Source organism: Tenacibaculum sp. 190524A02b, assembly GCF_964036645.1.
Taxonomy (GTDB): Bacteria; Bacteroidota; Bacteroidia; order Flavobacteriales; family Flavobacteriaceae; genus Polaribacter; species Polaribacter vairaonense.
In genome coordinates this window covers 76689-102469 of the sequence record NZ_OZ038525.1, presented here as the reverse complement: position 1 = coordinate 102469, position 25781 = coordinate 76689, and the positions used below count along the sequence as shown (strand labels likewise).

Sequence of the window (25781 nt, the reverse complement as noted above, 5' to 3'; positions counted from 1 at the left end):
TTTTATCTATTTTAGTTCTGTAAAAATATCAAAAATGAAACGATACCTACTACTTTATTTAGTCGTAACAACACTTATTTCTTGCAAAAATGATTACCAACCAAGAAACATAGATAGTGTAATTGTAAATACCTTTACTATTCCAAATTCTAGTATTAGAGCCATTAAAGCTATGGACTCTACTACCGTTATCTTTGCCGATTCAAGAGGTATCATTGGTAAAACAACTGATACTGGAAAAACTTGGGGTATTCAAAAAATAACGTATAATGATTCTATTGCACCACACTTTAGAAGTATGGCGGTTATTAAAGATACAATTTTTGCGCTTTCTATTGCAAATCCTGCCTTATTATATAAAATAGTAAACAAAAAATACTCCATTGTCTATAAAGAAGAACACCCAAAAGTATTTTACAATGCGTTGCAATTTTTTGAAGATGGAAAGCATGGTATTGCTGTTGGAGATCCTACAGAGGAATGTCCTTCAATTATACTTACCAATGATGGTGGGAATACATGGTACAAAAAACCGTGTAGTGAATTGCCTACTTTTGCTAAAGGGGAAGCTTTTTTTGCAGCGAGTAATACCAATATAAAAATTATAAAAGATACGGTTTGGATTGTTTCTGGAGGAAAAAAAGCAAGAGTTTTAAAATCTACAGATAAAGGACAAACCTGGGAAGTTTATGATACGCCTATGCTACAAGGAAATGGTCCTCAAGGTATGTACTCTGTTGATTTTTATAATGCTTTTGAAGGCATTGCTTTTGGTGGAGATTATACCAAACCTAATGATAATTGTGCGAATAAAGTACGTACTACAGATGGTGGAAAAACCTGGCATTTAATTGCCGATAACGAAACTCCTAACTATAAAAGTTGTGTACAATATGTACCCAATACTCATGGGAAAGAAGTAATAGCTGTTGGTAAAACCGGAATCGCTTTTTCTAATGATGGAGGTACTAGTTGGAAAAAAATAAGTGACGACTCTTTTTACACAATTCAATTTGTAAATAAAAATGTTGCTTGGTTAGCAGGGCATGAAAAGATTGGTAGACTACTATTAAAATAATCTTAATGTTTTGTTAAACAAAAAATCAAATTTTAAGAAAATCTATATTTTTAAGGAATAATTCAAGTATTTACATAAACAAAACCTGCTACTGCACATCTATTACCTTGCAGGTTACAATAAAACCCAACCATGAAAAAACTTTACATAGTGCTACTCTCCTTGTGTGTTTCATACATACAAGCGCAGGAGTATTTCCCTACAAATACGGGAGTAAAAACTACTAAAAATACTATAGTAGCTATTAAAAATGCGACTATTTATGTGACGCCCAAACAAATTATTAAAAAAGGAACTTTACTTATTAAAGATGGTAAAGTACTAAAGGTAGGTAAATCTGTTAGCATACCTAAAAATGCACAAATAGTTGATGCTTCTGGTAAATCTATTTATCCTTCTTTTATAGATGTATACAGTACGTTTGGTATTAAAGAAATTAAAAGAACTAGTAACTTTAGAAAACCACCACTACTTGATGCTAGTAGAAAAGGTTATTATTGGAACGATCATATTCGCCCAGAAACTGATGCTTCTAAAGAATTTAGTTTTGATAAAAAAAAGGCAAAAGAGTTACGCAATTTAGGTTTTGGGTTGGTTAATACACATGTTGATGATGGTATTATGCAAGGTAACGGAGCGTTAGTTGCTTTAAATGATAGTGATTCTGATGCTTATAGAATACTTAACAAACAATCTGCTAATTACCTTTCTTTTTCTAAAAGTAGAAAATCACACCAATCCTATCCTACTTCAAGAATGGGCGCTATGGCCTTATTAAGACAAACGTATTTAGACGCTACTTGGTACGCAAATGGAAATGCAAAAAATACGGATTTAGCTATAGAGGCTTTAAATGCAAAAAAGAATTTGCCTCAAATATTTAGAGCTGGCGATTACTTAAATAGTTTACGCGCAGATAAAATTGGTGATGAATTTGGGATTCAATATACCATTTTAGGAGGCGGTAATGAATACGAGCGTATTGATGATATTAAAAACACCAACGCTCATTTTATAATTCCTATTAATTTTAGAAAACCGTATGATGTAAGTAATATTGATTTAGCAGATAAAATTGCGTTGAGTGATATGCGTAAATGGAATCAAGAACCTGCTAACCCAAGTGTTTTAGCTAAAAACAAGATTCCTTTTGCTTTAACTACTCATAAATTAAAAACTGTAAAAGAGTTTACAACTAATTTGAAAAAAGCAATTTTACACGGGCTGGATAAAACTACTGCTTTAGAAGCATTAACTACCATTCCTGCTAAAATTTTAAATAATTCTGCAATTGGAAACTTAAACGTAGGTAGCTATGCTAACTTTTTGATTACTTCAGGTAATCTTTTTGATGAAGAAACTACGCTTTATGAAAATTGGGTACAGGGTGTAAAAAATGTCATCAACCCAATGAATGTTAAAGATATCACGGGAAATTACATGTTATATGTAAATGGCACTAATTATAACATGAGTATTGAAGGTAAAGATGCTAAACAGAAAGCAACTATTAAAAAAGGAGAAACTAAGATGAATAGTAAATTCTCTTTCACAAATAATTGGATAGAAATTACCTTAAATGAAAATGGTAAATTTACAAGACTTACGGGTAAAATTGCCAACGCTGCCAACTTGTTAAAAGGTACTGGTATAGATGCTGATGGAAATGCCATTACATGGTCAGCTTCCCAAGCAGCTAGAAAAGGTACTTCTAAAAAAGACACGAAAAAACAAGCAACTAAAAAGCCAGAAGTAGTAGCGGTAAGCTATCCTAATATTGGCTATGGTAATTATACAGTACCTCAACAACAAACCATACTTATTAAAAACGCTACTGTTTGGACTTCAGAAAATCATGAAGTATTAACCAATACAGATGTACTACTTAAAAATGGTAAAATAGCGCAACTAGGTAAAAACATTCGTACTAAAGCTGCTAAAATTATTGATGGAACGGGTAAATATGTAACCGCTGGAATTATAGATGAACATTCTCATATTGCAGCTTCTGCTATTAATGAAGCTGGTCATAACTCTTCTGCCGAGGTAACCATTGAAGACGTTGTAAACCCTGGCGATGTAAATATTTATAGAAACATTGCTGGTGGCGTAACTTCTATTCAAATTTTGCATGGTTCTGCTAATCCAATTGGTGGTCAATCGGCTATTTTAAAATTAAAATGGGGAGAAAATGCAGCTGGACTTATTTATAAAAACTCGCCAAAATTTATCAAGTTTGCTTTAGGTGAAAATGTAAAACAGTCTAACTGGGGAGATCACAATACGGTTCGTTTTCCACAAACACGTATGGGAGTGGAACAGGTATATATGGATTACTTTGAAAGAGCCAAGGCTTATGATACTAAAAAGAAAAGCGGACAACCGTATCGTAAAGATATTGAGTTAGAAACCTTAGCTGAAATTATTAATAAGGAACGTTTTATTTCTTGTCATTCATACGTACAATCAGAAATTAATATGTTAATGAAAGTGGCTGAAAAGTTTAACTTTAACATTAATACCTTTACGCATATTTTAGAAGGTTATAAACTAGCCGATAAAATGAAAACACATGGTGCGGGTGGTTCTACATTTTCTGATTGGTGGGCTTATAAATATGAAGTAAATGATGCTATCCCCTACAATGCAGCTATTATGCATAGACAAGGTGTGGTAGTGGCCATTAATTCTGATGATGCTGAAATGTCTAGAAGATTAAATCAAGAAGCCGCCAAAGCTATTAAGTATGGTGGATTAACTGAACAAGAAGCTTGGGATATGATTACTATTAATCCTGCTAAATTATTACACCTTGATGATAGAACAGGAAGTATAAAAGTAGGTAAAGATGCAGATGTGGTTTTATGGAGTGACAATCCTTTATCTATTTATGCAAAAGCTGAAAAAACAATTATTGATGGAGCTATTTACTTTGATATTGAACAAGACTTAGCAAAACGAAAAGCAATAAAGGCAGAGCGTGCTAAACTGATTGGCATGATGTTACAAGAAAAAATGAAAGGAGCTAAAACACAAGCTCCTGCTAAAAAAACTAAAAAATTATTCCACTGTGATACCGAGTAAGAACCTAAGAATACAAAATATGAAAACTACTATTTTATATAGCCTTATATGTTTCTTATTCATAGGAAATATAGTTGCGCAACAAACACCCGCTGAAAAACAAACTACCGCTATTACTATTGAAGGTGCTACTGCACACTTAGGCAATGGAAAAGTAATAGAAAACGCTTTATTGATGTTTTCTAACGGTAAACTTTCATTTGTTGGAAGTGCAAATACTAAAATAGCAAGGCAAGGAACCGTTATTAATGCAACAGGAAAACATGTGTATCCTGGTTTTATAGCAGCAAATACCTCGTTAGGATTGGCTGAAATTGATGCTGTTAGAGCTACTCGTGATTTTGATGAAATTGGGAATATGCTTCCGCATATACGAAGTATTATTGCTTATAATACTGAGAGTAGAGTTATAGAAACCATGCGCCCAAATGGTGTATTTACTGCTCAAGTTACCCCAAGAGGTGGTCGTATTTCTGGAACCTCATCTGTAGTTCAGCTTGATGCATGGAATTGGGAAGATGCAGCTGTAAAAACAGACGATGCCATTCATTTAAATTGGCCTCAATTATTTAGCAGAGGACGTTGGTGGCTAGGAGAAGATACGAGTTTAAAACCTAACAAGAACTACCAGAAAGCAATTACGCAAGTTTCTACATTTTTTAAAGAAGCTAAACAATATTTAAATGGGAATCGTTCACCTAAAAGCCTTCCTTATGAAGCGTTAGAAGGCGTGTTTAAAGGCACTCAAAAAGTTTTTATTCATGTACATGGTAAAAAAAGTATTACAGATGCAGTAAGTACTTTTATTGACTTAGGCGTTAAAAACCTTGTTATTGTTGGTGGACATGAAGCCGAAAAGACAGCTGACTTATTAAAGACATATAATGTAGCTGTTGTACTAGAAAGAGCGCACCGTTTGCCTAAAAGTGAGGATGAGGATTATGATTTACCTTTCCGTTCTGCAAAAATTTTAACGGACGCTGGCTTATTGGTTGGTGTTGGTATGAATGGAGACATGGAACGTATGAGTACAAGAAATCTACCTTTTTATGCTGGAACCTATGCTGCTTATGGACTTCCTAAAGAAAAAGCCGTTCAATTAATCACTGGAAACAATGCTAAAATATTAGGTATTGATGCTTTTTCTGGAACTTTGGAAGTTGGCAAAGATGCTACTTTATTTATCTCAGAGGGAGATGCTTTAGATATGCGTGGAAATATAATTTCGGAAGCTTTTATTCAAGGTAGAAAAATTAGCTTACACACCCACCAAACAAAGCTTTGGAAACGTTATAGTAATAAATATAAAAAGTAACAAAATAACTTTCGTTTTTTACAACACCTTTCTTTATTTGAGAAAGGTGTTTTTTTATAATTGATAATAGTATTTTTGCTGTATGAAAATCATTAGCAGTACACAAAACTCTTTAATAAAAGACCTTTTAAAGCTTCAAGAAAAATCTAGAGAACGTAAGAAAAAAGGATTGTTTTTAGTAGAAGGACAACGAGAAATAACCTTAGTTCAAAAAGGTGGTTATACTATAGACACGCTTTTATTTGTAGAGGATTTTTTTAACAAAGAGCGACTTCAGGAATTACATATATCTAACGCCAATTGTATTCAAATTACAAAGGAAGTCTATCAAAAACTAGCTTATAGAGATTCTACTGAAGGAGTAATTGCAGTTGTAAAAACTAAAGAGTTTTATATTGATTCTATTCAGTTTACAAATACTAAACCACTTGTATTAGTTTTAGAAGGAATTGAAAAACCAGGAAATATTGGCGCTATGCTCCGTACAGCCGATGCTGCAAAACTAGATGCTGTTTTAATTGCCAATCCTAAAACCGATATGTACAATCCTAATATTATACGTTCTAGTGTAGGTTGCTTATTTACCAATCAAATTGCTGTAGGCACTTCAGATGAAATCTGTAATTTTTTACTGGAAAATAACATCAATATTTACAGTGCTACTTTGCAAAACTCTAATGCCTACCATAAAAATGATTATACCAAAGCTACTGCTTTAGTAGTAGGTACTGAGGCTACAGGTTTAACACAATTATGGAGAGACCAAGCTACTCAAAATATTAATATTCCAATGCAAGGAGAAATAGATTCTATGAATGTATCCGTAGCCGCAGCTATTTTAACTTTTGAAGCTAAAAGGCAACGTGGGTTTGAATTATTCTAACGTTTAAGTTATCATTATTTTTAAATGAATTATCTAATGTAAGAATATGAGGTATCAAATCGAAAAATTTAAACAAAACTATTCAACACAAGCTATCGGTTAATTAAAGCCATTGCTATATTGCGACTAAAATAGATATCTTTATAACTATATAATTTATGTAATGAGCAACGATACTATTCATGTTAAATTTGAAAATCAACAATTCCCAGAAGCTGCCTTTGACCTTTTGCCATTAGAAAGCTTGTTTCATAATTTTGACTTGTATCATTTTGAACCTCCGCAAATAGTTGAGTTTTATATTATAATTCTCATTCAGGAAAATACAGGAAAACATACCATTGACTTTACAGATTATGATTATCAAAAAGGAACTTTGCTAACCATTAGGAAAGATCAAATTCATAAATTTCATATTAATAAAAACGTTAAAGGAGATTTATTACTTTTTACCGATCATTTTTTGGTATCCTATCTAGAAAAAACTGAAAACCAAAAATCGCTACAACTTTTTAATGAACTTTTAGGTAAACCCAAAATACAATTAACCTCAAAAGAGTTAGAGGAAGTTAACTCATGTATTCATAGAATTAAAAAGGAATACTTTTCTATAAAAGATGCTTATTCTCTAGGTATTATTAGAAGTGAATTACACATTTTGATTACAAAACTATATCGAATCAAGTCTAAAAACAATGAAATAGTTCACAACAAAAAATACTTAAATGAGTTTATCACTTTACAAACTTTAGTTGAGAACCATGTTATACAAAATGCTAAAGTAAGTTATTATGCTTCTCAAATGCACCTTTCAACTAAAACGTTAAATAATATTACTAAAAGTATTGTTAACAAACCTGCTAAAACGTTTATTGATGAAATTTACATCAAGCAAATTAAAAGACTACTACTTAATACTGAATCACCTATAAAAGAAATAGCCTTTACTACAGGCTTTGAAGAAACGACTAACTTTTATAAATACTTTAAACGACATACTAATCTTACTCCAGAAAAATTTAGAAGTAAATTCAAGTAAACTTTCCCATTTTTACAGTTTATTGTAACATTTTTATAGTCTCATACTAACAAGATTATTAGAGCTTTGCATTATAATTTTTAAAACGCAAAGCTTTCTATGAAATCTACTTTCATATTCGTAATTGTAACCTCATTTATCGTTAGTTGCAATACAGCTCAAAAATCAAGTACAAACTCTAAAAAAGAAATACCCATGGAAAAAACTGAAGTAAAGCCAGACTTAAAAGCAATAGCTACTGAAGCTCAAAATGCATTCTTTAACAAATATGATGCAGATGGCGTAAAAAAATATTTTACTACAGATTATATACAGCACAATCCACATGTTCCAACAGGAATTGAACCTGTTTTAGGATTTCTTCCAATGTTAAAAAAAGCTGGTACTACTAGTAAAACACACAGAATGTTACAAGATGGTAACTTTATTGTGATGCACAATACTTATAATAATGCTGAAGCTTTTGGAGCTAAAGAGGTTGTTACGTTTGATGTATGGCGAATGGAAGATGGTAAAGTAGCTGAGCACTGGGATGCTGTTACTCCTGTTGTTAAAGAAACTGTTAGTGGAAGAAGTCAATTTGACGGACCAACTACCGTTACAGACATAGACAAAACTAAAGAAAATAAAACTATAGTAGAAAACTTTGTTAATGACGTTTTATTTGGTAAAAACCCTACCAAAATCACGAATTATGTAAGTACAGAAAAATACCACCAACATAATACTCATGTTGGAGATGGATTAGAAGGACTAAACAAAGCTATTGAATATTTAATTTCTCAAAATGATCTATTTATTTACAAAAAAACTCATAAAATATTAGGAGAAGGTAACTTTGTATTAACTATGAGTGAAGGTGAATGGCATGGTAAACCTCAAGCTTTTTACGATTTATTTAGACTTGAAAACGGAAAAATTGTGGAGCATTGGGATGTTATTCAAGAGATTCCAGAAAAAATGGCACATAATAACGGTATGTTTTAAGTACTATTTGATTAGATACAGAACGGTAGTCAATGTTTAACTCCTAAAACTTGACTTGAAATATATCTTATAGAACACCCCTTGAATTATCTATAATAAGTCGTTCTTTTTTAAAATTCCGTAAAAGGTTATTCTTTAGAGAGTAACCTTTTTAATTCTTATAAACTAAAATGTAATAAATAACCTATAACTCCTAAAAACAAACATAGTGGAGAAAAATAATTTGTATCATTCTTAGCAAACAATGTCGTTTTAATTTGTTTAAAGAATCCTACATATTTAAAATCTCCAATAGCCCTTATTATAAAAATGCTTGCAATTACCAATACTCCATAGTTAGTAATTGAATTTGGTAAAAAGGCTAGTGAAACTAAAGCTATCTTCTCTGCATACAAAGAACTAAAACCTAAAATAACTAAAGCTACAATCAACGTAGCAAACCATTTTGGATGTATGGCTTTTACATCATTTTCTTTAATTGGTATTACACTACTTATTCCCCATTTTCCGCCAAAAGCCCAATAAAAATGTAATGTAGCTATAAAAGATAGAACGAATACGCAAACTACTCCTAAAAAATAAATCATACTTTGTGGTTTTTAATGTAAGTTTGTATACTTCAAAATTAAGGACTATACATGACAACTTTATTGATAAATATCAAGGAATTAATTCAGGTTAGAGAATCAGATATAAAAAAGGTAGCTGGTAATGACATGAAAGTTTTACCTACTATAAAAAATGCTTATTTATATCTTGAAGATGACCTAATAATCGACTATGGAACAATGGAAAATGCACCTTCAACTGCTAATAAAGTTGTAGACTGTACTAATAAAATGGTTTTACCTACTTGGTGTGATTCGCATACTCATATAGTTTATGCTGGTAATAGAGAACAAGAATTTGTTGATAGGATTAATGGGTTTACTTATGAAGAAATTGCAAATAATGGTGGTGGTATTTTAAACTCTGCTAAAAAATTACAAGCTACTTCTGAAGAAGATTTGTATGAACAATCTGCAAAACGTTTAGAGGAAGTTATGGCATTAGGTACTGGTGCAGTTGAAATTAAATCTGGTTACGGATTAACTGTAGATGCAGAATTGAAAATGTTACGTGTTATTAAAAAACTTAAAGAAAATTATAAACTACCTATTAAAGCTACATTTTTAGGCGCCCATGCATTTCCTAAGGAATATAAGAATAACAAAGAAGGTTATATTGATTTAATTATTAATGAAATGTTGCCAAAAGTAGCTTCGGAAAATTTAGCTGAATTTATTGATGCCTTTTGTGAAACAGGCTACTTTTCTGTAGAAGATACTGATAAAGTTTTAGCTGCTGGAAAAGCACTTGGTTTAACTCCAAAAGTACATGTAAATCAATTTACAACTATTGGTGGAGTCCAAGTAAGTATTAAGCATAATGCTTTATCTGTAGATCATCTAGAGGTTATGAATAAAAATGATATTATTTCATTAAAAAACTCAGACACTATGCCAGTTGCGTTGCCTTCTTGTTCTTATTTTTTAAGTATACCCTATACACCTGCTCGTGAAATTATAAATGCTGGTTTACCATTGGCTTTAGCTACAGATTTTAATCCAGGTTCAACACCTTCTGGTAACATGAATTTTGTGGTAGCTACTGCTTGTATAAAAATGAAAATGACTCCGGAAGAAGCTATTAATGCAGCTACTATAAATGGAGCTTACGCCATGAATTTGTCTGATTCGGTTGGTAGTATAACCAAAGGGAAAAAAGCTAACTTTATACTTACTAAAGAGATTCCATCTTATGGATTTATACCATACAGCTTTGGTTCTAATGTAATTGACACAGTATTTATTAATGGTAAAGAAGTTTAATTTTTATGTTACATATTTTTAATCAACAAGCAATTGATAATTTTACCAACCCTCGTAATGGTGAAGTTAAATTGGGAGAATGTGTGGTTACCCTAAACCCTAAAAAACCTATAGAGGAAGAGCTTGAGAAAACAGATGCCACTTTTGTTATTATAGGTGTTCCTGAAGATATTGGTGTTAAAATGAATGGAGGTAATGGAGGTGCTCACACATCTTTTATTCCTGCTATAAAAGCGTTTTTAAACACACAACAAAATCAATTTATAAACGGTAAAAATATTTTAATTCTTGGTTATTTAGATTGCTTAGACAACGTTTTAAATTTTGATGCTAGTGATAGAGAACATGGAGATTTATTAGTTAAAGCAATTGATAAAGAGCTTTCTAAATTAATCGAGTTAATTGTTTCAAATAAAAAAATCCCTATAATTATTGGAGGTGGTCATAACAATGCTTATGGAAATATTAAAGGACTATCAAAAGCAAAGAATGAGGCTATTAACGCTATTAACTTAGATGCTCATACTGACTTACGTAAACTAGAAGAGCGCCATAGCGGAAATGGATTTTCATATGCTTTACACGAAGGCTTCTTATCAAACTACTTTATGTTTGGTTTGCATGAGAATTATACTCCTCAATATATTTTTGAAATGATTCATGACAATATTAACTTAGAGTATAATACCTTTGAAGAACTTGCTATTTACCAAGTAACTTCTTTTAAAAGTGAGTTACAACGTGCCCAGAATTTTATACAAACGAAGCCTTTTGGTATTGAAATTGACTTAGATTGTATCCAACATTTTCCTAGTAGCGCTATGACTCCTAGTGGTTTTTCTCCTCAACACGCTAGGCAATTTGTTCATTTTCTTGCTAAAAATAAAAATGTTAGTTATTTACATATATGTGAAGGAGCTCCGAGTGTAAAAAACGAACCTACTACCTCTGTACAAGTTGGTAAATTTATTAGTTATTTAATCTCTGATTTTATTAAAGCCATAGAAAATACTAGCATGAAATAAGAATCTTTTAACATAATAAAAGATAATACGTTTTAATTCACTAAATTGGTAAACATAACAAACAACACTAGCTAAACCTCTTAAATATGATTCAAACTTTAAAAATTGGAATACTGGCTTTTCTATTCTCTTTTAGTGCATGCAAACAAAGTTCATCCAATACTCAAAAACAAGAAATTGAACCTTCTAAAAAACCAGAAATCGTTACTACCAAAAATAAGGTTCCTAATGATGTAACCTATTTTTGTGACGTTGACTTAGATAACTTAAAAAATAAAGCTTCTAACATTGAACTTAAAAGTTCAAATGGTTTAAAAAATGGAACAATTGCTACTAACTTAAACATTGTACTTAATAAAACGATGTATGAAAAACATGCATTAAATGTTGAATTAGTTAAAGTACAAAAAACGGATTCTCCTAAATTGGTGGTTGGTTCATACATTATTAAAGCTTTAATGAATGAAGAAGAAATAGATACTCCTTATTTTGATTTTATAGGTAATGTAGTAGATAATGACACCTATAAAAGTGCAAAAGAAGCTGGAATTATTGAAGATATAGAAGATAGTTTTGTATTACTATCAAAAACTGATAATAAACTTAATATTACCTCTATAAAAGATTATGATAACGAAGAAAATAGTGAATTACACCAATCTGGAGTACAAGTTGTAGAAGGAAATTTCTTAGTTAACTTACTGAAAATTGCTACTAAAGAAAAAATTACTTTAAAAGTTAATTTTAAAGGATTACATGAATGGAATTTAAGTAAAGCTATTTAATAATAAGTTAAATTAAAACATAAAAATCCCCACAACACTATTAAAATTGTGGGGGAAAATTGAAATATGAAAACTAATACAGGAGGCCTAGACCTGTATTATATTTTAAATCAAAATACACGTTTAAACACAAAACAACTTCTTCTATGTAGAAGTTATAGTTAGTTATTAAAAATAATAAGGTAATTAAATAGCCATTTTTTATTTTCTCAATTAGTGATTAGCTGTCATAGCATGTACAATATACGCATTTTTATTAAATAACACAAGAAAAACTTTGTTAATATACTATTAAAACTCTTTTTTTAGGCACAAAAAAGCTCTTAAAATAAGAGCTTTAATAGTATTTATTTGAGTATTCCTTTAAAAAACTTCCTTTGCAATTGCTTTTATATTACTTGATTTTCCCATTGAATAGTAATGCAATACAGGTACGCCTGCTTGTATTAACTCCTTACTTTGTTGTATTGCCCATTCTATCCCTACTTGTCTTACTTCCTTATTATCTTTACAGGCTTCTACTGCTTCTACTAAACTTTGAGGCAAGTCTAACCTAAAAATTTGTGGTAATACTTGTAAATGTCTCTTTACTGCTAAAGGTTTAATTCCTGGTATAATAGGTACAGTAATCCCTATTTCTTTAGCCTTTTCTACAAACTTAAAATATTTAGAATTATCAAAAAACATTTGTGTTACCACATAATCCGCTCCTGCTTCTACTTTTTCCTTTAATCGTTTTAAATCACTTTCTAAACTAGGAGCTTCTAAATGTTTTTCTGGATACCCCGCTACACCAATACAAAAATCTGATTTATGAGGTGTTTCAATAATTTCATGTAGATATTTTCCTTTATTTAAATCCGCTATTTGTTTTACCAAATCAGAGGCATATTGATTTCCTCCGTTAGAGGCTTGAAAATATTGCTGATCTTTTCTAGCATCTCCTCTTAATGCCATTACATTTTCTATTCCTAAATAATGACAATCTACCAATACATATTCCGTTTCTTCCTTTGTAAAACCTCCGCATAAAACATGAGGTATTGCATCAACATCATACTTATATTTTAATGAAGCACAAATCCCTACAGTACCAGGACGCATTCTGGTTATTTTTTTCTCTAAAAGCCCATTATCTTTAGGTAAATAAATGTATTCTTCTCTTGAGGTTGTAACATCTATAAAAGGAGGTTTAAACTCCATTAACGGATCAATATTATTATATAAATCTTGAATATTTTGCCCTTTTTGAGGTGGTACTATTTCAAATGAAAATAATGTTTTCCCTTTGGCTTTTTCTATATGTTCTGTTACTTTCATATCTATTCTCTATAAAAAGAGTTTTATCTGTATTGTTAGATTTTAGTTATCAGCTATATTAGGGTGTAACCATTTTCTAGCTTTATCTAATGTAATTCCTTTTCTTTTAGCATAATCCCTTACTTGGTCATCTGTTATTTTTCCTAGACCAAAATATTTTGCTTCTTCATTTGCAAAATAATACCCAGAAACTGCGGCTGCTGGCCACATTGCTAAACTTTCAGTAAGAGTTACACCAATATTTTTTTCAACTTCTAATAATTCCCATATGGTTTCTTTCTCTAAATGATCAGGACATGCAGGATACCCTGGTGCAGGTCTAATTCCTTTATAGGCTTCTTTTATCAACTCTTCATTTGTTAAAGTTTCCTCCGATGCATATCCCCAATGCTTGGTTCTAATTCTATGGTGTAAATATTCTGCAAAAGCTTCAGCAAATCTATCGGCTATAGCTTGAACCATTATTGCATTGTAATCATCATGTATATTTTTGTATTCTCTAGCTAGTTCATCTGCTCCAAAAATAGCTGTACAAAAAGCTCCCATATAGTCTTGCTTATTTGTCTCTTTAGGAGCTATAAAATCAGATAAAGCAAAACTTGCTTTTCCTTCTCTTTTCTTTAATTGTTGCCTTAAGGTTCTAAAAACAACTACCTCTTCTCCTTTTTTACTTATAGATATATCATCATCATTGATTGTATTCGCTTCAAATAATCCAAAAATTGCTTTAGGTTTTAATGCTTGTTTTTCTATTATTTGTTGTATCATTTTTTGAGCATCCTTGTATAAATTTGATGCTTCTTTTCCTACAAGTTCATCTTCTAAAATATCTGGAAATTTTCCATGCAAATCCCATGATCTAAAAAATGGACTCCAATCAAAAAATGGCACTAATTCCTTTAGACTAACTTGCTCTAATTTTTGAACTCCTAACTCCTTAGGTTTATATATTTTTGATGTGTTCCAATCTATTTTAAATTTTCTGTTTCTAGCTTCTTCAATAGTTATGTAATGCTTTTCTTTTCCTCGCTTTAAAAACTTATTTCTAAATTCTTCATAATCTTGTTTTAGCTTAGCAACATATTCATTTTTTGTTTTTTGATTTAATAAATCTCCTACAACGGTTACTGCTCTTGAGGCATCATTTACATGTACCACTGCATTTTTATATTGTGTATCTATTTTTACTGCTGTATGTGCCTTTGAAGTTGTTGCGCCACCAATTAACAATGGTATTTCGAAATTTTGGCGTTCCATTTCTTTAGCTAAATACACCATTTCATCTAATGATGGCGTAATTAATCCACTTAAACCAATTGCATCTACCTTTTCTTTTTTAGCGGTTTCTATTATTTTTTCAGGCGGTACCATTACGCCTAAATCAACTATTTCATAATTATTACAGCCTAAAACAACACTCACAATATTTTTCCCAATATCATGCACATCTCCTTTAACAGTAGCCATTAGGATTTTACCTAATGCTTTTTGTTCTTCACTCTTTTCTTCTTCAATAAAAGGATTTAAATAGGCTACTGCTTTTTTCATTACTCTAGCAGACTTTACAACCTGAGGTAAAAACATTTTCCCTGAACCAAATAAATCTCCTACCACATTCATCCCAGTCATTAAATGACCTTCAATTACATGTAAAGGTCTTTCAACACTTTTCCTTGCTTCTTCAGCATCTTCTACTATAAAAGCATCAATTCCTTTCACCAATGAGTGTGTAATACGCTCTTGTAAAGATAATTTTCGCCATTCCAATGCTTTTCCATCATCTTCTTTCTTTTTTCCTTTAACAGTTTCAGCAAAGTCTAGTAATCTTTCAGTAGCATCCTCTCTTCTATCTAAAATAACATCTTCAATATGCTCTAATAAATCTTTAGGAATATCATCATAAACCTCCAACATAGTAGGGTTTACAATTCCCATATTCATACCTGCTTTAATAGCATAATAAAGAAATACAGAGTGCATTGCTTCACGAACTGTATTATTACCTCTAAACGAAAAAGACACATTACTAACTCCTCCACTTACACTTACATGTGGTAAATTTTCACGCACCCAACGTGTAGCTTCTATAAAATCAATAGCATTTTTTCGATGCTCTTCCATTCCTGTAGCTACTGGAAAAATATTTAAATCAAAAATAATATCCTCAGGTGGAAACTTTACTTTCTCTACTAATACTTTATAGGAACGTTCTGCTATTTCAATACGACGTTCATAGGTATCGGCTTGTCCTACTTCATCAAAAGCCATTACAATAACTGCAGCTCCATACATTTTAATTTGTGTGGCTTCCCAGATAAATTTTTCTTCTCCTTCTTTTAAAGAAATAGAATTTACAACAGATTTACCTTGTACTACCTGTAACCCAGCTTCTATTATTTCCCATTTAGAGCTATCAATCATAATAGGAACTCTAGCAATATCAGGTTCAGAAGCTATTAGGTTTAAAAACCTTACCATGGCTTCCTTTCCATCAATTAAACCATCATCCATATTAATGTCTATGATCTGAGCTCCTCCATCTACTTGATGACGTGCAATGGCTAAGGCTTCATCAAACTTTTCTTCTTTTATTAAGCGAAGAAACTTACGTGACCCTGCAACATTTGTTCGTTCTCCTACATTAATAAAGTTACTTTCTGGTGTTATAATCAATGGTTCTAACCCAGATAAACGCATGTATTTATTACTCTTTATAGTCATTTTCAAATACTATAATTTTATTCTAATATATTTTTCTATAATATCTCTATCCATCCCAGCTTCTTTAACTTCTTCTTTTCCATATTGAATTAGAGTATCTCCTACTATCTTCACGTTAAATGTAAACTCATGATTCCTTATCGTTTCAACTGCTACATATACCAACTTTTCCTTGTATACATTTCCTTTTAATGTATAGCTACCTCCTCCACCATAAAAACCTTCAGAAGTTTCTTTGTTCTGATTAAAGAATGCAAAATGTGTTTTATTAATTATTTTAATAAAATCAGTTTTTGATAAATCTTTAACCTTTGTAGCGTCTTTTTCTTTAATTTCTCCATATATCAACTTCCAAGTGCCTTCTATTTTTAACTTTTTTTCACCTAATTTAGGTAACAAACTCCCTTTATTTACTTTTTCTTTACACGAAAAACAAAAAAGAGTTATAATTAAAAAAACAATATGTGTCTTCATAAAACAAGTCATTTATAATTCATTTACAGTTTGCTTCATTACTTCTATTGCTAAGAATACATCTTTCTCTACCGTTCTCCAATTCACTATTGCTGCTCTAATTCCTTTTTTACCTTTATAAACAGTAGGTGTCATAAACACCGCTCCTTTCTTATTTAATAAATGTAAAAAACGAGCTGAACTCTCTTCCTTTCCTTTTAATGTGAAACAAACAGTGTTTAATCTTACAGGAGCTAATAGTTCAAAATCTTTACTTTCAACAATAAAGTCACCAAACTTTTTAGCTAACTCAATATTTCTCTCAATAATTTCTTTATAACCTTCTTTTCCATAAGCCTTTAATGTGAACCAAGCTGGTAAAGCTTTTAACCTTCTTGAATTTTCTGGTAAAAAGTTTAGATAATTGAAATTCTCTAAAGGATCTCCTAAGTATGGAGCATTTGAATTCTGAAAGCTCTCTACCTGTAATAAGTTATATTCTCTTTTAATAAGATAAAAAGCACTTTCATAAGGTACATTTAACCACTTATGACAATCCGTTGTTATGCTGTCTGCTTCATTCCAACCTTTTAACAAGTGACTATATTTTGAGCTACATGCTGCAAAAGCACCAAATGCAGCATCAATATGCCACCAAAAATTATATTTCTTTTTGAGCTTTTCAATAGCTAAAAAATCATCAAAATCTACTGTATTTACCGTACCTGCACTAGATATTAAAATAAAAGGTTTTCCTTTTAACTCTTTTATTTTTTTTTCTAAATCTTCAACATCTATAGCTTCTCTGTTTCCTTCTACTATTTTTACTTTTATTATATTTCTGCTTCCAACTCCTAACATTGCTAGTGCCTTTACAGATGAAGAATGTGGCGTAGCAGACAAAATATTAAGTGTATCACTTACCCCTTCTTTAGCGTAATCTTTTCCTATTTGTTTTCCATACCATTGTCTTGCTACAGATAAACATGTAAAGTTTGACATTGTTGCTCCAGTAACAAAACCTCCTAAGAATTCTCCAGAAATATTTAAAAGAGATTTTAACAACTCAATAGTTTCTAATTCTATAATAGCGGACACATCACCTTGTCCTGTTATTCCTTGAGTATTTTGATCATAAACAGTTGCTAACCAATCTCCCATTATTGATGCTGGCGTAGCTCCTCCAGTTACATAACCCCAGTACCTAGCTCCTGTTGATGCCACTAAAACTTCATCAAATCTTTCTTTAAAAACTTCTAATGTTTTTGCTGCTCCAAGTCCTTTTTGATTCAATGATCTCTCAGGGTCAATATTATTAATTGTTGATGTTTTTCTTCCATCAACTGTTTTCAAAAACTCTAACCCATTGTTTTTTGTTTCTTCTAATAAATTAGATAACAAATCAAGGTCCTTTTGTAAGACTAAATCCATCTAATTTTCAATTTTTCTAGGGTTATATTTTTGGGCTACTTCTGCAATGGCTTTTATATGGTCAGGAGTAGTACCACAACATCCTCCTACAATATTTATCAAATTCTTTTTTAAATACTCTTCTATTTGAGTAGCTGTTTCTTCAGGAGTTTCATCATATTCTCCGAAAGCATTTGGTAAACCTGCATTTGGGTGCGCTGATATAGCAAACTCTGTTTTTGGAGCTATTGCTTCTAAATGTGGCTGTAATAAATTGGCACCTAAGGCGCAATTGAATCCTACTGATAGTAAAGGTAAGTGTGATATTGATATTAAAAACGCTTCTGCAGTTTGTCCTGACAATGTTCTTCCTGAAGCATCCGTTATTGTACCTGAAACCATCACTGGAACCTCAATATTTCTTTCTGTTTTTACTTCTTCAATAGCAAATAAAGCTGCTTTTGCATTTAATGTATCAAAGATTGTTTCTACAAGTAAAATATCAGAACCTCCATCTAACAACGCTTCTATTTGCTGTTTATAAGCTATTCGTAACTCATCAAAGGTTACCGCTCTATAGCCTGGATCATTTACATCTGGCGACATACTAGCTGTTCTATTTGTTGGACCTATTGATCCAGCAACAAATCTTGGTTTATGAGGTTCTTTTTTAGTAAATTCATCTGCAGCCTCTTTCGCTAATCTTGCAGATTCATAATTGAGCTCATATACCAAATCTTCCATTTGATAATCTGCCATGGCTATTGTTGTTCCTGAAAATGTATTGGTTTCTACAATATCAGCTCCTGCAGCAAAATATTTTCTATGCACTTCTTTTACTGCTTCAGGTTGTGTTATAGATAACAAATCGTTATTACCTTTAAGTGGAATAGGGTATTCTTTAAAGCGTTCTCCTCTAAAATCTTCTTCAGTAAACTTATATTCCTGAAGCATGGTACCCATAGCACCATCAAGTATTAATATTCTTTTTTGTAATTCGTTATGTATGTTTGACATTCCTGATAATTTTTTATTTTTTGTTATCAGGAAAAGAGAAAGTAAATTCTTTTCGTTATCTCTCCGTTTTTTTAAACAGTAGAACGTAGCACCTTCTTTGTTTACACAAAGGGTTGCTAAGGTTTCTCAGGGTCTATTCCCTCCGCCTTTCTTGATAACAATAATTAAGTTAATGAACTTTATTGGTGCAAATAAACAAATTATTTTTTATTACACCTATTTAATTTTTCTAATTTTCAAATAAATCTGAAGACAAGTATCTGTCTCCTCTATCACAAACAATAGCTACAATAATACCTTTGTCTATTTGTTCAGCTAGTTTTAGAGCTACATGTAAAGCTCCCCCACTACTCATTCCTGCCATGATTCCTTCTTCTTTGGCTAATTTCCTTGTCATTTCTGTAGCTTCTTCTCTACTTACCTCTAATGTTTGATCTACCTTATTTTTATCAAATATTTTAGGTAAATACTCTGGTGACCATCTTCTTATCCCTGGTATTCTAGAGCCTTCTTTAGGTTGTGCTCCTACAATTTTTACATTAGGATTTTGCTCTTTTAAATACGTTGATACTCCCATGATTGTACCTGTAGTTCCCATTGCTGATACAAAGTGTGTTACTTCTCCTTCTGTATCTCTCCATATTTCAGGTCCAGTGGTTTTATAATGCGCTTTCCAGTTATCATTATTTTCAAACTGATTTAGCATGAAATACCCTTCTTTGTAACGAAGTTCTAGTGCCTTATCTCTTGAGCCTTCTATACCATCTTCAGCTGGAGTTAAAATAACTTCTGCTCCATAAGACTTCATCGTTTTCACTCTTTCTTCTGTTGCATTTTCGGGCATTACTAATACCATATTTACACCTAATACTTTAGCCATTAAAGCTAAAGCAATTCCTGTATTTCCACTAGTAGCTTCAACCAAATAATCACCTTTCTTTATGTTTTTACGTTTAATAGCTTCTGCAATCATGTTATATGCAGCTCTATCTTTAACACTTCCTCCAGGATTATTTCCTTCTAATTTTAAAAAAAGTCTTACTCCTTCTTTATTTATCACTGAAGACACCTCTACTAAAGGTGTATTTCCAATGCTATCTGTAATAGTTAAGGTTTTCATTTAGTTTTTTCTTTAAAGAAAATCACTTTGCGTATGATTTTCTAGTTGTTATTTTATTTTCTGATTCATAGGTTACTATAGAACCTTGAGGTACAGAATTTGTAACACATACATTAGCTCCAATTATACTTCCCTCTCCCACGACTACTTCACCTCCTAAGATAGTTGCATTGGCATATATAGTTACATTATTTTCAATTGTTGGGTGTCTTTTAACCGATGCTAATTCTTTTTTAATTTGAATACCACCTAAAGTTACCCCTTGGTATATAGCTACATTATTTTTTATGATAGCTGTTTCTCCTATTACTATACCTGTTGCATGATCTATGTAAAATGCATCTCCTATTTTTGCTCCAGGATGAATATCAGTTCCTGTCATACCATGTGCATATTCACTCATCATTCTAGGTAATATAGGTACTTGCATTTTATATAATTCATGACTTAATCTATAAATTGCAATAGCATGAAAACCTGGATATGCTAAATAAACTTCTCCTAAACTTTTACACGCTGGATCTGTTTTCTCAAATGCGTTAGCATCTAGGTCTAACTTTTGTCTAATTTCGCAAAATGTTTGTTGATATAAAGCCCATATTTTTTCACTTTCTTCAACTTGTAATCCATTTAAGATTTTAACAAACTTTTCTTTTAAATGGTTTGCTCTTTCTTGACAAACATCATTAAACAATGCATAAAATAATTGTTTTGTAAAAACCTCTACATCGTCTTTTAATGATAGATCGTAATGTTTAAATTGCATTTTATAGATTTACTTTTTAACAAAAATAACTAACTTTCTGGAGCTAATTGAACCTCCAAGCCTTCTAATTCATGTGTTATTTGAATTTGACACCCCAACCTGCTATTATCCTTTACATCAAATGCTTCTGCTAGCATAGCATCTTCATCATCTGTCATTTCAGGCAATTCATGTTCCGAATTGACATAACATTGACACGAAGCACACATTGCCATTCCTCCACAAACACCTATAGTTCCTTCTGGAGCTAGCTCGTAAGAACGAACTACCTCCATAAGATTCATTGCCATATCAGTCGGTGCTAATACCTCATGTATTACACCTTCTCTGTCAGTTATTTTTATAGTAACATCTTGTTCCATTATTGTATTGCTTTTACTACAGCTTTTGGTGCTTCTTTTTTAGTTCCATCAAAACCTTGCACTCCTCCAACTGTTGTATATTTCATTACATATTTTTTATCTGGATGTATTCTTTGATAAGCACTTTGACACATTAAAGTAGCTTCATGGAATCCACATAAAATTAACTTCAACTTTCCTGGATACGTATTGACATCTCCAATAGCATAAATTCCTGGAACATTGGTTTGATAATCTAAAGCATTATTTACTTTAATAGCGTTCTTTTCAATTTCTAATCCCCAGTTAGCAATTGGTCCTAACTTAGGAGCCAATCCAAATAGAGGTATAAAATGATCCGTATCTACAATAAATGGCTCTTTATCTTTTTGCTCAACTACCACACCAGTTACATGCTCCTCTCCTAGAATACCTTTTACTTCTGCCGGTGTAATTAAATTAATTTTACCTAGATTCTTTAATTCTTGGACTTTTTCAACTGAATCTAATGCGCCTCTAAACTCATTTCTTCTATGAATTAAGGTTACAGATTTTGCTACATCAGTTAAAAAGATAGACCAGTCTAAAGCTGAATCACCTCCACCTGCAATTACAACATTTTTATCTCTATATAATTCAGGTTCTTTAATCATGTACTCTACACCATTATCCTCAAACTTAGCTAAATTTTCTATTTGAGGTTTACGTGGTTCAAAACTTCCTAAACCTCCTGCAATAGCAACTACAGGTGCATGGTGTTTAGTTCCTTTATTAGTAGTTACAATAAATGTTCCGTCATCTTGCTTTTCAATAGTATCAGCTCTTTCACCTAATGTAAAACCTGGTTCAAATTGTTTAATTTGTTCCATTAAGTTTTTAGTCAAATCTCCAGCTAATATTTCTGGATAAGCTGGTATATCATATATAGGCTTTTTAGGATAAATTTCAGAACATTGTCCTCCTGGTTGAGCTAAGGCATCAATTAAGTGACAACGTAATTTTAATAATCCTGCTTCAAAAACTGTAAATAAACCTGTTGGTCCTGCTCCAATAATTAATATATCTGTCTTTATCATCTTCTTTATTATTTAACTAAACTTTCTGTTAGTTTATTTAATGTTTCTACTTTTTTTTCAAAGTTTCCTTTTATTGTTTTTCTGTAACTGTTTAAGTTTTGAACTAATTGATTAATATCTTCTGGTATTGTCTCTTCAAAAAATTGACGTAATCTTTTTGCTGTTGTTGGTGATTTTCCATTTGTAGAAATTGCAACTTTTACATTTCCTTTAGTTACTATTCCTCCCATATAAAAATCACAATAAGGCGGATTGTCAGCTACGTTTACCAATTTACTTTCTTTTTTACAATCATGGTACACTTCTACATTAATTTCAGGTTTATCTGTAGTAGCAATAACAATATGCTTACCTTTTAAATATGAGCTATTATAAACGTCATTAATGATTTCAACATTACCTTTTTTTGCTGCTACAACTGTACCTTCTCTAAATAGCGGAGCTACCATCGTTACTTTTGCATTAGGGCTAGACTTTAGTAAAAAAGTTAACTTTTCTTCGGCAACGTAACCGCCTCCTACTATTAAAACTTCCAATTCTTTTACCTTTAAAAAAATTGGGTATAGATTATTTCTTTCTTTTTCCATTCTATACGACTTCTTTTAAAGCTACCTTACCTTGAATTTGTTGTAATTGCTCTCTATGTTTTACAACTTCTCCTAACACAATTATAGCTGGATTACTTAATTGGTTAATTTCTACTACTTTTTCAATAGTATCAACAGTTCCAACACCTATTTTCTCATGCTCTGTTGTTCCATTTTGAATTATTGCAACAGGTAATTCTCCCTTTTTTTCTTCTTGAAATAACGAAACTATTTCTGCTAGCTTACCCATTCCCATTAAAATAACTACAGTTGCATTTGATTTAGCTGCTAAAGCGACATCATTTGACAATTGATGTTGTTTTGTAGTTCCTGTTATTACCCAAAAACTTTCAGCGCTTCCTCTTTTAGTTAATGGTATGTTTTGATAAGCTGGCACTGCCAATGATGAAGATATTCCAGGCACAACTGCTACTTCTAATCCGTGTTTTGCAGCATATTCCATTTCTTCAGCTCCTCTTCCAAAAATAAACGAATCTCCTCCTTTCAAACGTACAACATGTCCATGAGAATGTCCTCTAGTAACAATTAGTTCGTTGATTTGTTCTTGTTGATATCTATAGCAACCTCTTCGTTTACCTACAAAAATTAGCTCTGCCATTGGATTTATATAACTTAAAAGTTCTGGATTTACCAATGCATCATACAAAACAACGGATGCTGTTTCTAAAGCTTTTATTGCTTTCAACGTGATTAACTCAACGTCCCCTGGTCCTGCTCCTACTACTGTTAATTTTGGTTGCGTATTCATTTTTAATTTCTTTTAGTTCTCTACTGTTTCTTTTCTATAAGCATCTACTGTTTTATAAAAACCTTCTGCTTCTTGTAAATATTTTTGAGCAAATTCTTTTGTTGGCTCATTTTTATTAATTTGATATACTAAATCTGCAAATGAGCTAGGCAACTCTAACTTTTTAGTATCTACAAAAACTTCATCAAAATTCTTAATAATTCCTGCTTGGGTATTTGTTTTAGCTCCTTCAGAAGTTAATAATGCCTTTGCTGTATTTATGATAGCTGCATAAGCATGGTAAATACTATCTGACCATTGTTCTTCTTTAAGTGCTTCTTGAGCGTTTTCTAGTTTTTCTTCACTTTCAAATAATAATGTTGCTACTAAATCGATAACAACTCCAGCACATTCTCCTACTCCAATTGCCTTTACATAATTTTTATCATGTCCCCAATCAATAAAATCATCTTCAGTTAAATTTGTTGTATCAGATAAGTGCTTTAACGAGTCATAGAAGTATGTTTTTCCTTGCCTATCATAATACTCTAAGAAGGTTTCTTTACTTTCTTTATTAGCTTCAAAATCATTTAATAATATTCTTAACGCTTCTGGTCCTCTTTTACTTGGCACCTTTACTAATTTATCAGAAAAACGTCCTTTTCCGTCTCCTAAAACACCACCTCCAATTAGTACTTGTAATGCAGGTGCTAATAGTTTACCTGCCTTAACAGACATTCCTTGAAATCCTATATGTGCCATGTTGTGTTGTCCACAAGCGTTCATACAACCACTTATCTTGATAGTAATTTCTTTATTATTACTATACTGAGGATATTCTGTTTTAAAAACACGCTCCAACTCAGCAGCTATTCCTGTACTACTGGCAATACCTAAATTACAAGTATCTGTACCTGGACAAGCTGTTATATCTGTTAAACTATTATAGCCAGTTTCAACAAATCCTAACTTTTTTAATTCTGTATAAAAGAATGGTAAAAAAGCTTCTCTTACATGACGAATTAAAATATTTTGACGTAATGTAAATCGTAATTCATTAGCCGCATATTCTTTTATTAAATCTGCTAATAAACGAGCTTTATCTGTATAAAAATCTCCTAAATGTACCTTTATACCTATTGCATACAAACCTGGTTGTTTTTGTTGAATGACATTGGTTCTTTTCCACTCATTATAAGCTTCGTTATCTTCAATATTTACAACTGGTATTTTATTTGTATTAAAAACTATCGGTTTTTCAAACTTGCTTAAATCAATAGGGTATGATTGATACGCTAATGCTCTTCTTTCTCCTTCTACTAAAGTTAAAAAACCATCTAACCCTAAATCTTTTACTAAGAATTTTAAACGAGCTTTTGCTCTTTTAGCTCTTTCACCGTGTCTATCAAATACTCTTAAAACTCCTTCAATAGTTGGAATTAATAAGTCAGCTTCTAAGAACTCATACATTACATCTGCATGTCTTGGTTGAGAACCTAATCCTCCAGCTAACATTACTTTAAAACCTCTTATTTCTTTACCTTCTACATTTTTCACTTTAGCTATAAAGCCTAAATCATGCATAAAACTTAAAGCTGTATCTTCATCTGTAGAAGAAAAAGACATTTTGAATTTTCTTCCCATTTCTTGACAGATTGGGTTTCTTAAGAAAAATTCAAATGTAGCGTGTGCATATGGTGTTACATCAAAAGGTTCATTTGGATCTATCCCTGCTGTTTCAGATGCTGTTACGTTACGAACCGCATTTCCACATGCTTCACGTAAGGTAATATCATCTTTTTCTAACTGTGCCCATAATTCAGGTGTTCTATCTAGACTTACATAGTGAATTTGAATATCTTGACGTGTTGTAATATGTAAACGTCCTCTTGAGTATTCATCTGAAACATCTGCGATTCTATGTAGTTGTTCACTTGTTACCTTTCCATAAGGTAATTTTATGCGAATCATTTGAACTCCTAATTGGCGTTGTCCGTATACTCCTCTAGCTAAACGTAAACTTCTAAAACGTTCTTCATCTATTTTTCCTTCTTTGAATAAACGTATTTTACGTTCTAACTCTAGTATATCTTTTTCAACTATTGGGTTTTCTATTTCTGATCTAAAACTTTGCATAGTATTTTGAGGTTATTGA

General features: G+C 31.6%; 22 protein-coding genes and 1 riboswitch. Of the genes, 9 read left to right on the top strand and 13 right to left on the bottom strand.

What is annotated here, in order from left to right; translation table 11 throughout:
• Positions 1–34: 34 nt before the first annotated feature.
• From ABNT65_RS00425 to ABNT65_RS00400, 6 genes are all read left to right on the top strand, one after another.
• Positions 35–1078 (top strand): oxidoreductase, encoded by a 1044-nt coding sequence (locus ABNT65_RS00425; protein ID WP_348746835.1) that lies wholly within the window; start codon positions 35–37, stop codon positions 1076–1078.
• 132 nt (positions 1079–1210) lie between these two features.
• Positions 1211–4162, top strand: a complete 2952-nt coding sequence (locus ABNT65_RS00420; protein ID WP_348746834.1) for an amidohydrolase family protein — start codon at positions 1211–1213, stop codon at positions 4160–4162.
• A gap of 19 nt (positions 4163–4181) precedes the next feature.
• Positions 4182–5477 (top strand): amidohydrolase family protein, encoded by a 1296-nt coding sequence (locus ABNT65_RS00415; RefSeq protein WP_348737154.1) that lies wholly within the window; start codon positions 4182–4184, stop codon positions 5475–5477.
• Positions 5478–5559: 82 nt separating this feature from the next.
• On the top strand, positions 5560–6360 hold the full coding sequence (locus tag ABNT65_RS00410) for an RNA methyltransferase (protein ID WP_348702501.1): 801 nt from the start codon (positions 5560–5562) through the stop codon (positions 6358–6360).
• A gap of 163 nt (positions 6361–6523) precedes the next feature.
• Positions 6524–7399 (top strand): helix-turn-helix transcriptional regulator, encoded by an 876-nt coding sequence (locus ABNT65_RS00405; RefSeq protein ID WP_348746833.1) that lies wholly within the window; start codon positions 6524–6526, stop codon positions 7397–7399.
• Between the two features lie 195 nt (positions 7400–7594).
• Positions 7595–8386 carry an ester cyclase gene (locus tag ABNT65_RS00400; RefSeq protein WP_348746832.1) on the top strand — a complete coding sequence of 264 codons (792 nt, stop codon included), beginning with the start codon at positions 7595–7597 and terminating at the stop codon, positions 8384–8386.
• A gap of 158 nt (positions 8387–8544) precedes the next feature.
• On the opposite strand, the gene ABNT65_RS00395 is transcribed toward ABNT65_RS00400, so the two are convergent.
• Positions 8545–8973: a DUF3995 domain-containing protein gene (locus tag ABNT65_RS00395; RefSeq protein ID WP_348702504.1), complete on the bottom strand. Its 429-nt coding sequence runs from the start codon at positions 8971–8973 to the stop codon at positions 8545–8547.
• Between the two features lie 51 nt (positions 8974–9024).
• Here ABNT65_RS00395 and hutI point away from each other — a divergent pair, with 51 nt between their 5' ends.
• The 3 genes from hutI to ABNT65_RS00380 all read left to right on the top strand — a co-directional run bounded on the left by hutI (position 9025) and on the right by ABNT65_RS00380 (position 12067).
• Positions 9025–10257, top strand: coding sequence for an imidazolonepropionase (gene hutI, locus ABNT65_RS00390; RefSeq protein WP_348702505.1), 1233 nt, complete (start codon positions 9025–9027; stop codon positions 10255–10257).
• 5 nt (positions 10258–10262) lie between these two features.
• On the top strand, positions 10263–11282 hold the full coding sequence (locus tag ABNT65_RS00385; RefSeq protein WP_348702506.1) for a formimidoylglutamase: 1020 nt from the start codon (positions 10263–10265) through the stop codon (positions 11280–11282).
• A gap of 86 nt (positions 11283–11368) precedes the next feature.
• A complete protein-coding gene (locus ABNT65_RS00380) occupies positions 11369–12067 on the top strand; it encodes a hypothetical protein (RefSeq protein WP_348702507.1) in 699 nt (232 codons plus the stop codon).
• A gap of 363 nt (positions 12068–12430) precedes the next feature.
• Here the strand turns inward: ABNT65_RS00380 and metF are convergent, their stop codons facing one another.
• From metF to ABNT65_RS00320, 12 genes are all read right to left on the bottom strand, one after another.
• Positions 12431–13387: a methylenetetrahydrofolate reductase [NAD(P)H] gene (gene metF, locus ABNT65_RS00375; protein WP_348702508.1), complete on the bottom strand. Its 957-nt coding sequence runs from the start codon at positions 13385–13387 to the stop codon at positions 12431–12433.
• A 42-nt stretch (positions 13388–13429) separates the two neighbouring features.
• Positions 13430–16108 (bottom strand): methionine synthase, encoded by a 2679-nt coding sequence (gene metH, locus ABNT65_RS00370; RefSeq protein ID WP_348746831.1) that lies wholly within the window; start codon positions 16106–16108, stop codon positions 13430–13432.
• A 9-nt stretch (positions 16109–16117) separates the two neighbouring features.
• Positions 16118–16582 carry a hypothetical protein gene (locus ABNT65_RS00365; protein WP_348737163.1) on the bottom strand — a complete coding sequence of 155 codons (465 nt, stop codon included), beginning with the start codon at positions 16580–16582 and terminating at the stop codon, positions 16118–16120.
• Positions 16583–16594: 12 nt separating this feature from the next.
• Positions 16595–17992, bottom strand: coding sequence for a pyridoxal phosphate-dependent decarboxylase family protein (locus ABNT65_RS00360; RefSeq protein WP_348746830.1), 1398 nt, complete (start codon positions 17990–17992; stop codon positions 16595–16597).
• Entirely contained in the window at positions 17993–18988 is a 996-nt protein-coding gene (locus ABNT65_RS00355; protein WP_348702512.1) for a homocysteine S-methyltransferase family protein, read from the bottom strand.
• Between the two features lie 52 nt (positions 18989–19040).
• Positions 19041–19149: riboswitch (SAM riboswitch) on the bottom strand.
• Between the two features lie 68 nt (positions 19150–19217).
• On the bottom strand, positions 19218–20108 hold the full coding sequence (gene cysM / locus ABNT65_RS00350) for a cysteine synthase CysM (protein ID WP_348746829.1): 891 nt from the start codon (positions 20106–20108) through the stop codon (positions 19218–19220).
• A gap of 22 nt (positions 20109–20130) precedes the next feature.
• Positions 20131–20874 carry a serine O-acetyltransferase EpsC gene (epsC, locus tag ABNT65_RS00345; protein WP_348702514.1) on the bottom strand — a complete coding sequence of 248 codons (744 nt, stop codon included), beginning with the start codon at positions 20872–20874 and terminating at the stop codon, positions 20131–20133.
• 29 nt (positions 20875–20903) lie between these two features.
• Positions 20904–21236 (bottom strand): ferredoxin, encoded by a 333-nt coding sequence (locus tag ABNT65_RS00340; RefSeq protein WP_348702515.1) that lies wholly within the window; start codon positions 21234–21236, stop codon positions 20904–20906.
• Positions 21236–22291, bottom strand: coding sequence for an NAD(P)/FAD-dependent oxidoreductase (locus tag ABNT65_RS00335; protein ID WP_348702516.1), 1056 nt, complete (start codon positions 22289–22291; stop codon positions 21236–21238). The genes ABNT65_RS00340 and ABNT65_RS00335 overlap by 1 nt, the downstream gene beginning before the upstream one ends.
• Positions 22292–22299: 8 nt before the next feature.
• Positions 22300–22878: a bifunctional precorrin-2 dehydrogenase/sirohydrochlorin ferrochelatase gene (locus tag ABNT65_RS00330; RefSeq protein WP_348702517.1), complete on the bottom strand. Its 579-nt coding sequence runs from the start codon at positions 22876–22878 to the stop codon at positions 22300–22302.
• Between the two features lies 1 nt (position 22879).
• Positions 22880–23647: a uroporphyrinogen-III C-methyltransferase gene (gene cobA, locus ABNT65_RS00325; protein WP_348746828.1), complete on the bottom strand. Its 768-nt coding sequence runs from the start codon at positions 23645–23647 to the stop codon at positions 22880–22882.
• A 12-nt stretch (positions 23648–23659) separates the two neighbouring features.
• Positions 23660–25762, bottom strand: a complete 2103-nt coding sequence (locus tag ABNT65_RS00320) for a HEPN domain-containing protein (RefSeq protein WP_348702519.1) — start codon at positions 25760–25762, stop codon at positions 23660–23662.
• Positions 25763–25781: the final 19 nt, after the last annotated feature.

What these genes read in the sequence shown, in the direction of transcription:
- ABNT65_RS00425 (WP_348746835.1), top strand. Translation starts at nt 35, where the DNA reads ATGAAACGATACCTACTACTTTATTTAGTCGTAACAACACTTATTTCT.
- epsC (WP_348702514.1), bottom strand. Translation starts at nt 20,874, where the DNA reads ATGCAATTTAAACATTACGATCTATCATTAAAAGACGATGTAGAGGTT.
- cysM (WP_348746829.1), bottom strand. Translation starts at nt 20,108, where the DNA reads ATGAAAACCTTAACTATTACAGATAGCATTGGAAATACACCTTTAGTA.
- ABNT65_RS00410 (WP_348702501.1), top strand. Translation starts at nt 5,560, where the DNA reads ATGAAAATCATTAGCAGTACACAAAACTCTTTAATAAAAGACCTTTTA.
- ABNT65_RS00400 (WP_348746832.1), top strand. Translation starts at nt 7,595, where the DNA reads ATGGAAAAAACTGAAGTAAAGCCAGACTTAAAAGCAATAGCTACTGAA.
- ABNT65_RS00380 (WP_348702507.1), top strand. Translation starts at nt 11,369, where the DNA reads ATGATTCAAACTTTAAAAATTGGAATACTGGCTTTTCTATTCTCTTTT.
- ABNT65_RS00405 (WP_348746833.1), top strand. Translation starts at nt 6,524, where the DNA reads ATGAGCAACGATACTATTCATGTTAAATTTGAAAATCAACAATTCCCA.
- ABNT65_RS00340 (WP_348702515.1), bottom strand. Translation starts at nt 21,236, where the DNA reads ATGGAACAAGATGTTACTATAAAAATAACTGACAGAGAAGGTGTAATA.
- ABNT65_RS00335 (WP_348702516.1), bottom strand. Translation starts at nt 22,291, where the DNA reads ATGATAAAGACAGATATATTAATTATTGGAGCAGGACCAACAGGTTTA.
- ABNT65_RS00420 (WP_348746834.1), top strand. Translation starts at nt 1,211, where the DNA reads ATGAAAAAACTTTACATAGTGCTACTCTCCTTGTGTGTTTCATACATA.
- metH (WP_348746831.1), bottom strand. Translation starts at nt 16,108, where the DNA reads ATGACTATAAAGAGTAATAAATACATGCGTTTATCTGGGTTAGAACCA.
- ABNT65_RS00320 (WP_348702519.1), bottom strand. Translation starts at nt 25,762, where the DNA reads ATGCAAAGTTTTAGATCAGAAATAGAAAACCCAATAGTTGAAAAAGAT.
- ABNT65_RS00385 (WP_348702506.1), top strand. Translation starts at nt 10,263, where the DNA reads ATGTTACATATTTTTAATCAACAAGCAATTGATAATTTTACCAACCCT.
- ABNT65_RS00330 (WP_348702517.1), bottom strand. Translation starts at nt 22,878, where the DNA reads ATGGAAAAAGAAAGAAATAATCTATACCCAATTTTTTTAAAGGTAAAA.
- ABNT65_RS00355 (WP_348702512.1), bottom strand. Translation starts at nt 18,988, where the DNA reads ATGTCAAACATACATAACGAATTACAAAAAAGAATATTAATACTTGAT.
- hutI (WP_348702505.1), top strand. Translation starts at nt 9,025, where the DNA reads ATGACAACTTTATTGATAAATATCAAGGAATTAATTCAGGTTAGAGAA.
- cobA (WP_348746828.1), bottom strand. Translation starts at nt 23,647, where the DNA reads ATGAATACGCAACCAAAATTAACAGTAGTAGGAGCAGGACCAGGGGAC.
- ABNT65_RS00365 (WP_348737163.1), bottom strand. Translation starts at nt 16,582, where the DNA reads ATGAAGACACATATTGTTTTTTTAATTATAACTCTTTTTTGTTTTTCG.
- ABNT65_RS00360 (WP_348746830.1), bottom strand. Translation starts at nt 17,992, where the DNA reads ATGGATTTAGTCTTACAAAAGGACCTTGATTTGTTATCTAATTTATTA.
- ABNT65_RS00395 (WP_348702504.1), bottom strand. Translation starts at nt 8,973, where the DNA reads ATGATTTATTTTTTAGGAGTAGTTTGCGTATTCGTTCTATCTTTTATA.
- ABNT65_RS00415 (WP_348737154.1), top strand. Translation starts at nt 4,182, where the DNA reads ATGAAAACTACTATTTTATATAGCCTTATATGTTTCTTATTCATAGGA.
- metF (WP_348702508.1), bottom strand. Translation starts at nt 13,387, where the DNA reads ATGAAAGTAACAGAACATATAGAAAAAGCCAAAGGGAAAACATTATTT.